The organism is Nostoc sp. (genome assembly GCF_036919595.1).
Lineage (GTDB): Bacteria > Cyanobacteriota > Cyanobacteriia > Cyanobacteriales > Nostocaceae > Nostoc.
On the sequence record NZ_JBALCO010000157.1, the window covers coordinates 88,974 to 104,343 of the forward strand.

The 15,370-nt window shown below is 42.3% G+C and carries 14 protein-coding genes; 11 read left to right on the forward strand and 3 right to left on the reverse strand.

Going from position 1 to position 15,370, the window contains the following annotated elements:
- The first annotated feature begins 104 nt into the window (after positions 1-104).
- The 3 genes from V7K21_RS24385 to V7K21_RS24395 all read left to right on the forward strand — a co-directional run bounded on the left by V7K21_RS24385 (position 105) and on the right by V7K21_RS24395 (position 1,889).
- Positions 105-623 carry a Spy/CpxP family protein refolding chaperone gene (locus V7K21_RS24385; protein ID WP_335177790.1) on the forward strand — a complete coding sequence of 173 codons (519 nt, stop codon included), beginning with the start codon at positions 105-107 and terminating at the stop codon, positions 621-623.
- A gap of 408 nt (positions 624-1,031) precedes the next feature.
- Positions 1,032-1,280: a regulatory protein SipA gene (gene sipA / locus V7K21_RS24390; protein ID WP_335177792.1), complete on the forward strand. Its 249-nt coding sequence runs from the start codon at positions 1,032-1,034 to the stop codon at positions 1,278-1,280.
- A 51-nt stretch (positions 1,281-1,331) separates the two neighbouring features.
- Complete coding sequence (locus tag V7K21_RS24395; RefSeq protein ID WP_335177794.1) at positions 1,332-1,889, forward strand: peroxiredoxin; 558 nt, start codon at positions 1,332-1,334, stop codon at positions 1,887-1,889.
- A gap of 178 nt (positions 1,890-2,067) precedes the next feature.
- Here the strand turns inward: V7K21_RS24395 and modA are convergent, their stop codons facing one another.
- Positions 2,068-2,862 (reverse strand): molybdate ABC transporter substrate-binding protein, encoded by a 795-nt coding sequence (gene modA, locus V7K21_RS24400; RefSeq protein WP_335177796.1) that lies wholly within the window; start codon positions 2,860-2,862, stop codon positions 2,068-2,070.
- A gap of 92 nt (positions 2,863-2,954) precedes the next feature.
- On the opposite strand from modA, the gene V7K21_RS24405 reads away from it, so the two are divergent.
- Entirely contained in the window at positions 2,955-3,398 is a 444-nt protein-coding gene (locus V7K21_RS24405) for a TOBE domain-containing protein (protein WP_335177798.1), read from the forward strand.
- Between the two features lie 1,365 nt (positions 3,399-4,763).
- Positions 4,764-6,536 carry an iron uptake porin gene (locus V7K21_RS24410; RefSeq protein WP_335177800.1) on the forward strand — a complete coding sequence of 591 codons (1,773 nt, stop codon included), beginning with the start codon at positions 4,764-4,766 and terminating at the stop codon, positions 6,534-6,536.
- 132 nt (positions 6,537-6,668) lie between these two features.
- Here V7K21_RS24410 and V7K21_RS24415 read toward each other — a convergent pair whose 3' ends face one another.
- Complete coding sequence (locus V7K21_RS24415) at positions 6,669-8,288, reverse strand: cyclic peptide export ABC transporter (RefSeq protein ID WP_335177802.1); 1,620 nt, start codon at positions 8,286-8,288, stop codon at positions 6,669-6,671.
- 19 nt (positions 8,289-8,307) lie between these two features.
- On the opposite strand from V7K21_RS24415, the gene V7K21_RS24420 reads away from it, so the two are divergent.
- The 6 genes from V7K21_RS24420 to V7K21_RS24445 all read left to right on the forward strand — a co-directional run bounded on the left by V7K21_RS24420 (position 8,308) and on the right by V7K21_RS24445 (position 13,756).
- Positions 8,308-8,466 (forward strand): hypothetical protein, encoded by a 159-nt coding sequence (locus V7K21_RS24420; RefSeq protein ID WP_335177804.1) that lies wholly within the window; start codon positions 8,308-8,310, stop codon positions 8,464-8,466.
- 143 nt (positions 8,467-8,609) lie between these two features.
- A complete protein-coding gene (locus V7K21_RS24425) occupies positions 8,610-10,265 on the forward strand; it encodes a B12-binding domain-containing radical SAM protein (RefSeq protein WP_335177806.1) in 1,656 nt (551 codons plus the stop codon).
- A gap of 538 nt (positions 10,266-10,803) precedes the next feature.
- A complete protein-coding gene (locus V7K21_RS24430; protein ID WP_335177808.1) occupies positions 10,804-10,992 on the forward strand; it encodes a hypothetical protein in 189 nt (62 codons plus the stop codon).
- A 260-nt stretch (positions 10,993-11,252) separates the two neighbouring features.
- A complete protein-coding gene (locus tag V7K21_RS24435) occupies positions 11,253-12,053 on the forward strand; it encodes an SDR family NAD(P)-dependent oxidoreductase (protein ID WP_335177810.1) in 801 nt (266 codons plus the stop codon).
- A gap of 22 nt (positions 12,054-12,075) precedes the next feature.
- Complete coding sequence (locus V7K21_RS24440) at positions 12,076-12,480, forward strand: L-dopachrome tautomerase-related protein (protein WP_335177812.1); 405 nt, start codon at positions 12,076-12,078, stop codon at positions 12,478-12,480.
- An 88-nt stretch (positions 12,481-12,568) separates the two neighbouring features.
- The gene (locus V7K21_RS24445) at positions 12,569-13,756 is read left to right on the forward strand and encodes a zinc-dependent alcohol dehydrogenase (RefSeq protein ID WP_335177814.1); all 1,188 of its coding nucleotides are present in this window, start codon (positions 12,569-12,571) and stop codon (positions 13,754-13,756) included.
- Between the two features lie 145 nt (positions 13,757-13,901).
- Here the strand turns inward: V7K21_RS24445 and V7K21_RS24450 are convergent, their stop codons facing one another.
- Positions 13,902-15,323, reverse strand: coding sequence for a pyridoxal-dependent decarboxylase (locus tag V7K21_RS24450; RefSeq protein ID WP_335177816.1), 1,422 nt, complete (start codon positions 15,321-15,323; stop codon positions 13,902-13,904).
- Positions 15,324-15,370: the final 47 nt, after the last annotated feature.

Consider the following 15,370-nt stretch of genomic DNA (forward strand, 5'->3'; position numbering starts at 1 on the left):
TGACTTTAGTCATGGGTAAAACCATGACTTTCTCCTCATGTGACTACTGGAGATAAATTCTTATGATGGTGGCATCCAACCAGGAAAAAACCACCAAATAAGTAATGAAACTCAAAGCATTATCGTTAGTCGCTGGAGCGATCGCCTTAACTTTAACTGCAACCTCCTTTGCTGTTGATGCTCAAACAGCCTCTCCTTCACCCGTGTTACTTGCACAAAGTCCACAAAGAGAAAGGGGCCCTTGGAAAGACTTGAATCTAACAGATGCCCAAAAAACCCAAATTCAAGCAATTCGCCGCGATAGCCGCACCAAAATGGAGGCAGTTTTTACGCCAGAACAAAAGGCCAAGTTAGAGGCAGCGAAACAAGCGCATCGGGCTGAGTGGCAAGCGCGTAAGGCTCAGGGACAAACAGGTCAACGGCAACCAGGTCAACATCATGGTCGCGGAAAAGGTGATTTTGCTGACTTAAATCTGAGTGAAATACAGAAAAGCCAAATCCGACAAATCCGAGAGTCTGAGAAACAACAGATTCAAGCAGTCTTAACACCCGAACAGCGGCAAAAAATGGAGCAATTCCGTCAAAATGCCCCTTCGCGCCGTCAACAAGGGAATCCTCAATAATAATCTTTCAAAAAATAGTTAATAAGTCTGGGGCTTTAACCCAGATACTTAGTAACCATAATTACTGTGGTATTTCCCCTTGACTGATGTCCAGGCATTGTTTTCCATAGTTAAAAATTAATAGACTTCTTGCAGAAGATGAGGAAAAGGGATGAAATTTTTTCCCCTTTTCCTTTCCCTCTTTTTTGATACCAAAATAGAAAATTGGATAACCCCTAGTAAAAGTTAGGAGTTATGAGTTTTGATTAATATCAAGTCCGCTTAAATAACCGTCATTGCGATCGTTCGAGGAGCGTCGAGAAGGGAAGCAATCCCAAAAACCCTGTGATTGCCTCGTTTCAGTCGCAATGACATATTACAGGTAATTTGCCGGACATCATATAACTCATAACTCCTAGCTGTTTCAAAATGTCTAAAGAATTCGCTATTGGTAGTAAAGTCCGGGTTGTGGCACTACCGTTCTACGTCAAAACTGCTGAACCTATGCCCATGCTGCGCCCCCCCGATGTGATTCACATTGGCGAGGAAGGTATAGTCATTGACCGTCGTCCCGGTGGATATTGGGGTATTCGCTTCGCTAAGGGAGCCTTTCTCCTAGATAGCCAATACATCGAAAGTACAGATACCCCTCCCGAATCTCACTCAGAGCGAGACTAATAGCAACCAAGAATTGTAAACTTGTGTAAAGTTGTAATTCTGGTTTGCACTATGATTTTCCGCCGCACTTTTTTAAGCATATTATTTGTCAGCTGTATTTCTGTGATCAGCTGGCTGAATTTTACCCCTGCTGCTGATGCTCTTGGTGGTAAACTTCCTGCAATTAATCAATCCGCACCAGAGTTTACTTTGCCAACCAATACAGGGGATGGCCAAATTTCCCTCTCTGACTTGCGCGGTAAGTGGTTAGTCCTCTATTTTTATCCTAAAGACTTCACCTCTGGTTGTACTATAGAGGCTCGCCGTTTTCAGCAAGACTTACCGCAATACCTCGAAAAAAACGCCCAGATTATTGGCGTAAGTGCTGATGACATTGATTCTCACGCCAAATTTTGTGATTCAGAGAAACTAAAATTCCCCCTGTTGGCTGACACTGATGGTTCAGTGAGTAAAGCTTACGGTTCGTGGCTCGGTTTCTTATCGATGCGCCACAGTTTTCTCATCGATCCTCAGGGCATCTTGCGCGAGACTTTTGTCAAAGTCAACCCAAGCATTCACAGTTCAGAAGTGCTAGCACGACTAGAAAAATTACAGTCCACAGCTTCTTAGACGATTAGCCTCAGAGGATGTTTGAAAAGTCCTCTGATGGATTTTTATAATAATGTGTAACTTTTGTAGGGTGCGTTGCGTTTCTAACGTACCATTAAGAATGCTTTCGGTGTGTTACGCGATCGCTAACACACCTTACACATTTTCTACTCAGAATAAAAGGGTTTTTGACTTTTGACTAACTTACAATAAACCCATATTTTTTGAGTACAGTCTTCGCTTGACTGCCAGATAAAAACTCGATAAACTCCTTGGCTGCGGGAATATTTTTACTACCTTTAATTACTGCCATTGGATAGACAATTGGTGAGTGAAACTTATCGTCAGCAGCGACTACAACTTTTACTTTGTTGGAGATTTTGGCATCAGTGGCATAAACTAAACCAGCTTCGACGTTGCCACTTTCTACTGCTGCCAAGACTTGACGTACATTGTTAGCAAAGACCAATTTGGACTTAACTCGATCATAAAGTTTCAATTTCTTTAAGACTTGCTCCCCATATTGCCCAGCAGGTACACTCCTGGGTTCACCGATCGCAATTTTTTTAATCTTACTATCTGTTAAATTGTAAAAGCTGCTGATGCCAACAACATCCTGAGGCACAATCAAGACTAGACGGTTATTTGCCAGATTAGTACGGCTACCTGGTACTAAAAGTCCTTTTTCTTCTAAAGCATCCACTTGTTTTTTGCCAGCAGAAATAAAGATATCTGCTGGCGCACCTTGCTCAATCTGTTGCTGCAAAGCACCAGAAGCCGCAAAATTATAAGTAATGTTGACATTTGATTTAGTTTGTTGGTATAGAGGCTTAATTTCTTCTAGTGTCTCTTTTAAGCTGGCGGCTGCGGACACGAGTATGCTGGTGTTTGACTGTGCTATTACAACAGAAGGAGTAACCAATGGTAAACCAATTGCCAGAAGCAAGCCTGCAACTGCTATACCCAGGAAGCCAAGTATTTGTCTTCTTTTCATAAAAAAGGTGCTAGAGAGGTTTTTTCTAAAATTGATGTTAGGTAGAATCGTAACAATAATACCAATATTTTCCCAACTATATCAGTAAATTTATGCCTAAAAAAGAACAAGGGTGGGTCACATTCCAAACCTCTGAAGAGGAGCGGAAGATTTTGGAAGAGTTCTGCGACCAGTCTCAGCGAACTAAAACCGAGATTCTCCGAGAACTGGTACGTGGTCTCAATCAACACTCTTCACTATCCAACTCCCAACCAACCATAAACACAGAAGAGGAAGATATCTACACTCAACAGCCTGAGATAAAAATTAGTATTCAAAAGAAACCACTCAAAGTTAGCTCCCGCAATATTCTCAAGGGTGTTGTTAAACGAGTTGTCACTGGAGCCGTTAATAGTGAGGTGACGCTGGAGATTGTTTACAAAGTTGAGTTAACTTCGATTATCACCACAGTATCGGTAGAAGAGTTGGATTTGTCTGAGGGGAAAGAGGCTTATGCCGTTATTAAGTCCAATGATATAGTTATTGCTAGAGAATAGACTGTGGTGATGTCTGTGAACAATTACTTTAGCGATCGCTTTGCTATTCACTCAAGAAAAACGATCAAAATTTTCTGCGCGTTTGATTCCAGATTGCTGTATAAACTTCTTAATCAATGACTGTTGAGATGTTGAATTTTTGCTATGGACGCTTGTAATGGTGTTGCTCGGCTGAGGATAAGCGTATATAAATGAGTCTTGACAAAAACCCCAGTTAATGGATTAAATACTGCACTTTGTCTTGGCACTATGATGAGCTAATGTCAAAAATGTGACAATATTACTTGATTGTACCCAAACTACTTACAAAAAAAGACAAGGATTACCTAACTTATATAATTAATTGATATTGTGTTCACTATGTATAACACATGATTTTGACAAACTTCTTACATAATTGTGTCAAAAATGTGAATGCGCTTGCTAGTAAAGACGATTGTCCTGATGGGAGAGACAAGCAGGGCGATCGCATCTAAATTAGTTTTGACCAAAACCAAGGTTAAGAACTAACCAAAAAATCAGCATTTCTCGTTTGATTTATTTTCCAAGCCTCAAAGCGATTACCTGATTTTCTGTAATCAGCGAAGTGGAATAACTCTGTTCTGCTGGCCTTTAAAGTTGAGTTAATTTTTTTTAATTTTTGGCGACTAGCGCGGCAGAAGATATGACTTGATAAAAGCCTGACAATTTTTTGCTGCTACAGATAATTATTTTATACAGAAAATTATCCTGAGATAATATTGAGACACCGATGAGCGAAAAATTATCTACGTAGTTAACTTTTAAACAGCAATTGACATTATAAACATTGCTCTTAACAATGTGTGTGTTGTTGAAGAAAGCGATTATTTTGCAGGTTACAGCTACTAATCTTATTTACCTTTCAGACGCAAAGTAACCACCTTAGTCTTGTTCACTGCCAGAATGATCGCAAAATAGTGCTGTGTAATATCAGGCAACGTACCTTTTTACAAGTACGATGCTGGCAATTCGGGCATGGCAAATCTTGAATTAAAATTTACTGTCTTAGAGTAACGATGCTTGCATTTTACAAACCTCTATGCAAAAATAGGTTGCTAAAGTACTGTAAGTCTATCGATTTACAGTATTTAAATATAAAATAATAGGATGTGATTTTCTTTCCTTTCATATTCAATCACTGGATTGCTGGTTTGAGACTCTGAGATTTCAGATATATAGCCAGCTAGATATTTGCTAGTAAATAATCTGGCATTTAAGTAGAAGTATTGTGATAAATATTTCTGCGGCTTTTGTTGTTCAATTTTTAGTCAGTTATTTCACTTTTAAGGTTGAGGAGTCATGTCGATTGTTCACTGTAATTCAAGGTTTAGATTGTGCTTACTTTTGTTGGTAAATATTTCAATTATCTCAGTTATTAATCCTGCAAAAAGTCAGGCTAATATACCTGATGTTGCATCTACTGTGAGTGATACCACCCTTGTTCCTGCTTCTGGGCAGTCACCTGTATTTTTTCGTGATCGCAACAATTATGTGGTTGAGAAGGTTACACCTATTTCACAATTACTCTCACCTAAACCATTACCTACTTTTAAGACTAACGATCCCACAGTGAGCAGGCATCAAGTGCGATCGCCAGATGACAATACAGCAAAAGAACAGGTAACTTCTGTTTCGCAGTTATCAGATGTCAAACCTACTGATTGGGCGTTTCAAGCCTTGCAATCTTTGGTGGAACGGTATGGGGTGATTGCAGGCTACCCCAATCAAACCTTTCAAGGTGATCGGGCAATGACTCGTTACGAGTTTGCAGCTGGACTAAACGCAGCGCTGGCTCGAATCAATGAGTTGGTAAGTGCAGGAACTAGCGATCTGCTGAGAAAAGAAGATTTAGAAACATTGCAAAAACTCCAAACTCAATTTGCGCCAGAACTCGCCGAACTGCGGGGGAAAGTGGATTCGTTGGAAGCAAGAACAGCGACTCTTCAAGCACAGCAGTTTTCCACTACAACTAAACTTGTTGGTGAAGTTGAGACTGTGATTGGAGGAATTGTAGCAGGCAATAACGTCGTCACCAAGCAACCCGCACCTAACATCTTCACATTTCAAGACCGGGTTATTTTGCGCTTAAACACCAGTTTCACCGGTACAGATCAACTGCGGATAGCACTCACAGGAGGAAATATTACCGCCTCCGGAGGAACAAGAAGTGGAACACTTGGAACTAATGATGGTAAAACTTCTGATTACGCCAGTCCACTTTTCCCCAACAATCAATTTTTCCTCTCTGGTCTGCGCTATCGTTTTTTAGCTGGTAGTAATACTGCAATTAATGTTTTTGCTCAATCTGATGGAGCCTTTGAACTAGGCTTGAGTGGAACCATCAACCCGTATTTTGAGGGGTCAGCAGCGAATGGGATCTCACGATATTCGCGGCGAAATATGGTCTATGACTACGGAGATACCGGAGCCGGAATTGCCATTCTCCATGACTTTAGTAAACAGTTTCAATTAGGGTTGGAGTACACCTCGATTAACGGTAACAATCCTACAGAAAATAATGGCTTATTTTCAGGTAGGTATGTAGCTTTAGGACAATTACTATACACTAGCCCCAAGAATAATTTCCGGCTAGCTTTGACTTACGCCAATACTTATAGTCCACCAAACACTACAGGTATAAGTGGCACAAACTTCGGCCCAGTTATCGGCAGTAACTTAGCAAACAGCACAGTGGCTGGAAGAGGAACTTTAGCGAATACTTATGGTGTAGAAGCGCTTTATCGGATTAATCCATCTATAGCATTAAATGGATGGGTAGGTTATTCCGCGCACCGTTACTTAGGGAGCGGTGATGCAGAAGTCTGGGACTGGGGTGCCGGACTCTCATTTCCCGATTTATTCCACAAAGGTAGTTTGGGAGGTATTTTTGTGGGCATGGAGCCAAAGTTGACTACTCTGAGTAAGAACATCAATTTAGGAGCGGGCCTTGGTCAAGTAGACAAAGATACCTCCTTACATATTGAGGGCTTTTACCAATATCAACTTAATGACAATATTGCGATCACGCCCGGTGTAATATGGATTACTGCACCTGACTTTGATGCTGACAATCCTGATAGTGTAGTTGCTTGGCTCCGCACTACCTTCAGATTTTAACTTTAAAAAACTATAGCAATCTTGAATCATTCGTGAGAAAGAAGCTCTCCGACTTCTTAAAAAAGTCGGGGAGCTGGATGTTGCAATTCTCATAAATCAAATAAGTAAGTCGTTTACCCCAATCCGCTTGGGTTAAGTTTTGTCGTACTCTATTTGTCCATAGTCAAGTTTGATAATTCGGTTTGCTAAATGAAAATAGCGGTCGTCGTGGCTAATCACTAGCACTGTTTTACCCCGCGATCGCAGCTCTGGGAGTAGTTTAGTATAAAATATTTCTTTGAATATTGGATCTTGATCCGCTGCCCACTCATCAAATAGATAAATTGGTCGATCTTCCAAGTAGGCTGTGAGTAAAGCTAGTCGTTTCCGTTGTCCTTGAGAAAGTGCAGTGGTGGAAAGTTGCCCATTTTCAACTTTAACTTTATGGTCTAGTTGTAGTTGTTTTAAATATTTTGTCGCTTGAGTATCTAAGTTAGAATTTTTTAATCCCAAAAGTTCTTCAAATAAATAAAAGTCGGAAAATACCACGGAAAAATGCTGGCGATACCATTCTCGGTTCTGTTCGCTAATTAACTCACTATCAAACCAAATTTCGCCATTTTCAGGGATGTAAAGTCCAGTAATTAGTTTGGCTAATGTAGATTTACCACTACCATTACCGCCGACAATGAAAACTAATTCTTCAGGATAAAATGTCAAGTCGATAGCCCCAAAGATAAAGCTATTGTCTTCTTGATCTGTATAGTAAGTGTGGGTAACATTTTTAAATTTCAAGCTGTGCCAGTCAGATTTTAGGGCAGGTGGAACAGTAGATATTTCAGTTCGACTAGCTAGAGATAAACCAAGTGACTCTATTTTTTGCAAGGCAATGCTGGCTTTGCTTAATAGGGGAAGTTTGCTGATGATGTTATCCATTGGTAACACCAAATAAGTCAACGTCAAAATGTAGCCAGAGAGAGTTTGGGGATTGATGATAAGCAGATGGGGCAACGCGAACAGGACAAAACCAAGGGCAAAAAAGAATACGAGTTGACCCCAGCTTGAAGTTATGGCAAAAAGGGTTAGACCGTTAACGTTGTGATCACGAAATTCGTTAGCAGTTGATTGCAGTTTTTCTTCTAAAAAGTCTTGACGCCGCCTATAATTTAGCTTGAGTTCCTTGACTCCTTCGGTAATGGTGCGAAAATGTTTAAACAGATGATCTTCATCTTCACGAGCTAGGGCTAGCAATTTTCCGCCTCTGTTGAGTAGCCACTGACAACTAGTGATCGCTACTACTGTAACACCACAAACCATCAGCAGTACTAACCAAGAGAGCCAAGTTATATACGCTATGCAACCCAAGACGATCGCTAAATTAATAAAGATGAAAGGCAGCTGATAAACAGCATTGGCAACCGCCTGAATATCTTCTGTTAGAGTTGCCAATAATCGAGGATTCCCTAAGCGTTCCAGATGACTCAACTCAGAAGCGAGAATTTGGCGACTCAAACGCATCCGTAATTGCAAAACAGCATTCTGAGAAAGGCGAATCAGCATCACTTGGGAAATGATACTGGTAATCAGTGCAACTATTGCCAGCCCCGCAAAACCCCAAGTTATGGATGTCAGCCTAGAAGTGGAACTGCTACTAGCAGTACGGCTAATTAGGGCAATCAAGCCAGCACTACTACCGCCACTCAGGAATCCGGTAGCGATCGCGATCGCTACCATCCCCCAAGAAGAACGCAAAACAAAGTAAATCAAATTCATAACAAACGCTCATACCCCCATGACGCCAGTTGCTATCCTACGGGTTCTCCAAAGGAGTACAAGTTGGGCATTGCCCGAACGCCAACTAGATAAGGGAAACCCGTCTACTCCTAAGGGAGACACATTCGCGTTCAGTGGTGGCTCCCCAATGCCCCATTTCCATCACAGTAGCTTGTAAATCAATTTAGTTTGCGCTTTTAGGGGAGATTTTATATTTTACAGTTAAAAACTTCTGAAATATCACGGTAAGCTAGTTGCAATTACAACTGATTCTGCCAGTAGATTGTCTTAGCTGCTCAGTTTTCCGGGGTGAAATTTACGATGACTGTGAATATGAAGTCTTTGGATAAACAAATTAATGTCGCGGCCGATTCTAAAACCGCTCCTGTCAATCAAGGAACCCGCTACGTTCCTTCGCACCATCGACGCATTCTGTGTATCTTTCCTAAATACAGCCGCTCTTTTGGTACTTTTCATTACGCCTACCCACTTATGGGTAATGTCCGGGCTTTTATGCCACCCCAAGGTATTTTAATTGTGGCTGCCTACTTACCTAAAGAATGGGAAGTGCGGTTTATTGATGAGAATGTCAAATCAGCAACTCGGGCCGATTACCAATGGGCTGATGTGGTGATTGTCAGTGGAATGCATATCCAGAAACCACAGATTAATCAAATTAATGAACTTGCCCATCGAGCCGGCAAAATCACAGTTGTGGGTGGCCCCTCGGTATCTGGGTGTCCAGAATATTATCCTGAGTTTGACATTTTAAGTTTGGGTGAATTGGGAGATGCGAATGATCGCCTGATCGAATATCTCGACCAAAACGTGGAACGTCCCCAAGCGCAAATTCGCTTTGAAACCAAGGAACGTTTGCCCCTCACAGAGTTTCCCACTCCAGCTTATCATTTGCTGAATATCAATGATTATTTCCTGGCAAATGTCCAGTTTTCCAGTGGTTGCCCTTATCGCTGCGAGTTTTGTGATATTCCAGAACTCTACGGCAACAGTCCCCGGATGAAAACACCAGAGCAAGTAGTCGCGGAGCTAGATGCAATGCGACAATCTGGCAATTTGGGGGCAGTGTATTTTGTCGATGATAACTTTGTTGGCGATCGCCGCGCTGCCATGAAGTTGCTTCCTCACCTGATTGACTGGCAAAAACGCAATGGCTACCCTATCCAGTTTGCCTGTGAAGCAACGCTCAACCTAGCTCAAAGTCCAAAATTGCTAGAGATGATGCGCGAAGCTTATTTCTGCACAATCTTTTGCGGCATTGAAACACCTGAACCAAATGCTCTCCATGCTATTTCCAAAGACCAAAATCTGAGTATGCCAATCTTAAAAGCGATTCAGGTTTTAAATAGCTATGGCATGGAAGTAGTATCAGGAATCATCATCGGGTTAGATACAGATACACCAGAAACAGCAGACCGAATTATCGAATTTATTCGGGCATCCCAAATTCCCATGTTGACAATTAACCTACTTCATGCATTACCTAGAACTCCTTTATGGCGGAGGTTAGAAGCAGAAGGACGAATTGTCTTTGATGAAAGCCGCGAATCAAATGTTGAATTTTTGATGCCCTACGAGCAAGTTATTGAGATGTGGCGGCGCTGCATTACAACAGCTTATGAGCCAGAATTTTTATATGAGCGGTTCGCCTACAATATGGAACACACCTACCCAAACCGCATCGAAGTACCCAATAGCCCAGCTCGCACTTCTGGGGCTAATATTCGCAAAGGTTTAACTTATTTAACCAATATTTTGCTGCGGATAGGCATATTTAGTAACTATCGTCAAACTTTTTGGAAAATGGCCAAGCCAGCCCTGAAAGCAGGTGATATTGAAAACTTGGTTCACGTTGGACTTGTGGGACACCATCTGATTAAGTTTGCTCAAGATTGCGCCAAAAATGAAGAATCAGCTTCCTTTTATTCTCAAAAAATCCTTACCAAAGTTCGTGGTTAACTATCAATATTAGGTAGTAACCATCGGTTGCTACAAGTGCTACATCTAAATTTGATAGCTCACGCATAATACAGCTGAATTTTGTTGCAAATAGGGCTGAGGCTTTGTTTAGATATTTTGGAAAAAATAGACTATTAAAGCTAGCTAAAAGTCCTATTTCAGCATTGCTATGTGACTGTCACTACTTATATGAAGTTCGGGTGATTACTTATAATAAAATCTATCAATGTAGGTTGGGTTGAACGCCAGTGAAACCCAACAAATACTTATTGTTAATGTTGGGTTTCGTTCCTCAACCCAACCTACAGATATTATAAGTGTTTAACCCAACCTGATATTATACCAATTCTATATGAAGATGCGCCCTATATGAGGAACGAACCGCATACTCCTACGGAGAAGCAAGCTACGCGCAGCGTCTCGTAGAGAAGAACACAAAGAAAGAAAGAAATAAGAAGTTAAGAAAATTTGGCGCAGCCTCACCAAAAAATTGTATTAGTAGAGCATTTCATTAATTTGTAACGAATTAAATTTGGCAATGGCAATGTGTCCCTGTGCAATGGCAATGTGTCCCTGTGCAATGGCAATGCATCCCTTTACAATGCCAATGCGTCTCTGTGCAATGGCAATGCGTCCCTCTGCAATGGCAATGCGTCTCTGTGCAATGGCATTGCGTCCCTCTGCATTTAAAATACGATTTTATGCAAACCTGTACTTAGTCCTTTAAAATCTCAGGTTTGCTAGAGGTAGAAGTTAAGCACAGACTATCCGACTAAATGAAGGCTAAAAATATATCCAAAATTCCATAAAAGTAACCTTAAAGACACAGGAGCGATATTTCCTGGGAAAGACGTAACTACACTGCTGTCTCCCTAAAATTATAAGAATTGAAAGCCTACAGTCCACGCAGACGGTCTGGTAATGAGACAGAAGCTTGCCAATACTTACGAGCGTGGAGCAGTTATATAGGAGTTTGAACGAACGGTTATGAACAGTTCTTTGACCCGACCCCTTGCTGTCGTGACGGGTGCCTCAAACGGTATTGGCTACGAACTTGCCAAACAGTTTGCCCAAAACGGCTTTGATCTTCTAGTCACAGCCACCGGATCGAGTATCAATGAAGCTGCTCAAGCTTTCAAGGATCTAGGTGCTCAGGTTGAGACGGTGCAGGCTGATCTGGCTAACTATGACGGTGTTGAGACGCTCTATAACCAGATTAAAGCGACTGGCCGACCAGTGGATGCGATCGCCATTAACGCCGGTGTCGGTGTTAGCGGCGACTTCGCCCGTGAAACCGACCTGAAGGACGAACTCAATCTAATTAATCTGAACGTTGTGTCATCCGTCCATCTTGCCAAACTAGTTGTAAAAGATATGGTTGAGCTTGGCAAGGGTCGAATCCTTTTCACATCGTCGATCGCCGCTTTGATGCCCGGGCCGTTCGAGACAGTCTACGCCGCCTCAAAAGCGTTTGTGCATTCTTTTTCAGAGGGGCTACGCAGTGAGTTGAAGGATACAGGTGTTACCGTCACCGCGCTCATGCCCGGGCCGACCGATACCAACTTCTTCCACCGTGCGGATATGGACGATACCAAGGTAGGCGCAGATGAAAAGGACGATCCAGCTGAGGTCGCCAAGCAGGGTTTCGACGCCTTGATGGCAGGTAGGGATGAGATCATCGCAGGTTCACTCAAGACGAAGCTTCTGGGCACAGTGAGCAAGGTCTTACCTGATACCGTAAGCGCTGAACTGCATCGCAAGCTCAGTGAGCCGGGATCAGGCAACTAGTAATTTACACGTAAAATCGAATATGTTCAGTCCACTTGCCAGCCGACTGCTCTACAGCGTTGCCACCGACGTACTAGTGGAGCGATCGCTCCACTATAGCGCCGTTGCAGCAACGGTAACTGATGAGGGAGATAAAGGCGGTGGTGCAGATGGACTCGAATCGGATGCAGCAGGATATATTTACGCGACAAATTACGAACACCAGGCAATCCTCCGCCGCCGTTCCGGTGGAGAGTGGGAAACGGTAGTGCATGATCCGTATCTTATGTGGACAGATCCGCTCTCGGTTGCGGCAGATGGGTATCTTTACGTTACTGCAAACCAGTTGCATCGTCAGGCGAAATACCAAAACGGAATAGACCTGCGTCAGAAGCCCTATACGCTATTCCGCATCCGCATTGACGCTCAACCAGTTCTACTGCGGTGAACCCGGCTTCACCGAAAGGTAATTGACAAAAGTCCTGGTAGATGATTTTCACTATTAACAAACAACTTAACTTCAGGAAATTCAACATATGAAAGCAGTTTGCTGGCAAGGTACCCATAATGTGCAGGTCGAAACCGTACCCGATCCCAAAATTATTAATCCGCGTGATGCTATTGTTAAAATCACCTCAACGGCGATTTGTGGTTCTGATTTACATCTTTATAATGGCTACAACCCGACGATGCAAAAGGGCGACATCCTGGGTCATGAATTCATGGGAGAAGTCGTTGAGTTAGGGAAGGCTGTCAAGAATGTAAATATAGGCGATCGCGTTGTCGTCCCCTTTACTATTTCCTGCGGATCATGTTTCTTCTGCAATCGAGATTTATGGTCGCTTTGCGATAACTCCAATCCCAACGCTTGGATGGCAGAAAAAATGCTGGGTCATTCCCCATCGGGTCTTTTCGGCTACTCCCATCTCACAGGCGGCTACGCCGGAGGTCAAGCTGAATATGCCCGCGTTCCCTTTGCCGATGTTGGTTTATTCAAGATTCCAGATGGACTGACAGACGAACAGGTTTTGTTTCTGACTGATATCTACCCCACCGGATACATGGCTGCGGAAAACTGTGATATCCAGCCTGGAGATACTGTGGCGATCTGGGGTTGCGGCCCTGTAGGGCAATTTGCGATTAGAAGCGCCTTTCTTCTCGGTGCAGAGCGGGTGATTGCAATCGATCGCGTTCCCGAACGCCTCCAAATGGCAAAAGCCGGTGGGGCAGAAATCCTCAACTATGAAGAAGTCGAGGTGGGTGAAGCCCTAAAAGAAATGACGGGTGGGCGTGGCCCCGACTCGGTAATGGATGCGGTGGGCATGGAAGCTCACGGTTTGGGTTTGGAAGGCTTTTATGACAAAGCCAAGCAAGCAGTACGTCTAGAGACAGATCGTCCCAATGTGCTGCGTCAAGCGATCGTTGCCTGTCGCAAAGGCGGCACCGTGTCCGTTCCCGGTGTTTACACTGGTTTTGTAGACAAGATACCTATGGGGGCTTTCATGAATAAAGGCTTGACGATGAAAACGGGACAAACACACGTTCATCGGTACTTACGTCCGTTGCTCGATCACGTTCAAAATGGCGATATCGATCCATCGTTCGTGATTACCCATCGTCTGCCGCTAGATCAAGCACCCCACGGCTACCAAATTTTCAAGGACAAGCAGGACAACTGTATCAAGATTGTCCTTAAGCCTGGTGAGTCCACCGAAACCTTATAAGGTAAATACGGAAAACCTCTGACAAACAAGCACGTTAGCGCTGTATTCCGTGCTTGTCTTCTACACGTTAGCAGCCAACAGACAAGCTGCACGCTCAACGTATACTTAATGGTTTAACTGTTGAGCGTGTGTGGCGAAAAGTGAGTTAATGATTTTCTATGTTCTCAGCAGTTTCACAAATTAATTGCCAAGTGTGCTGTACGTGTATTTTATCTGTGGTTGCTTGTCCAATTGACATTCTTAAAGTTAATTTTTGCTCAAGCTTGGTGGAAGTGAGATAGATTTTACCCGAAGAGTTGATATTGTTAATGATTTCTTGGTTAATTGCATCACCTAATTTATGGCGAAAACATACCAAATTTAACCGGGGATTCACAACCAGTTCAAAACTAGGATGAGATTTTACACATTCAGCAAATTCTTGTGCTAAAGCAATATGCTTGCGAATATAATGCTGTAAGCCTTCTATACCATAGTGCCGAATTACAAACCACAGTTTGAGACTTCTAAATCTACGTCCTAAAGAAATCTGCCAATCTCGATAGTCAATAACTTTACCAGACGTGCTAGCTTGATTTTTGAGAAATTCAGGCATGATAGATAATGCATCAATTAGTTTAGCTCGGTCTTTCACATAAAAACAGGTACAATCAAAATTAGTTAGCATCCATTTGTGAGGATTAAAACAATAGCTGTCTGCTAGTTCTAATCCTTGATGAATCCACCGATACTCAGGACATATAGCTGCTGTACCGCTCATTGCGCCATCAACATGGAGCCAAATGTTATGTATTTGAGCGATCGCACTTATTTCTGTTAATGGATCTATGGCATGAGATGAGGTTGTCCCTACAGTAGCAGCAATATAAAAAGGGATTAACCCAGATTCAATGTCTGAAATAATCTGCTGCTGTAGTAATTCTGGACGCATTCTATAATCAGCATCAACCTCAATTAAACGGAAATTATCTCGCTTAATTCCTGCTACGATGGCAGCTTTCTCAATTGAAGAGTGTGCTTGAATAGAAGTGTAGACAACCAGTTGATTAATATCTACTTTTAACTGTTCTCTAGCTGCTATCAAAGCTACTAAAGAAGCACTACTGGCTGAGTCTTGAATTACTCCTCCTCCTGTTGTGGAAGATTTAAACTGTGAGGGAAGTTCCAACATATCTACTAACCAGTCTAAAACATGAGTTTCTAACTCAGTACAAGCTGGAGAAGTTGCCCACAACATCCCCTGAACTCCAAGTCCCGCACTGACTAATTCTCCTAAAATTGATGGTGCAGAAATACCTGTAGGAAAGAAAGCAAAAAAGTTTGGAGACTGCCAATTAGTCAATCCTGGTACGATGATTTCATCTAAATCTTGTAAAATGTCTGCAAAAGACTCTCCTTTTACCGGGGCTGTTTCTGGTAGTTTGGCTCTAATGTCTCCAGGTTCTACTTGAGATAAAACAGGCAGTTGCTCTACTGTTTCTAAATAATTAGCTATCCAATCAATAGTTTTATATCCCCAATGACGAAATTCATCTGAGGACATATGGTATTCTTGATTGTTTTCCATATTTTTATCCAGGATAAAAAAATTTATTTAACACTACATATTTTATA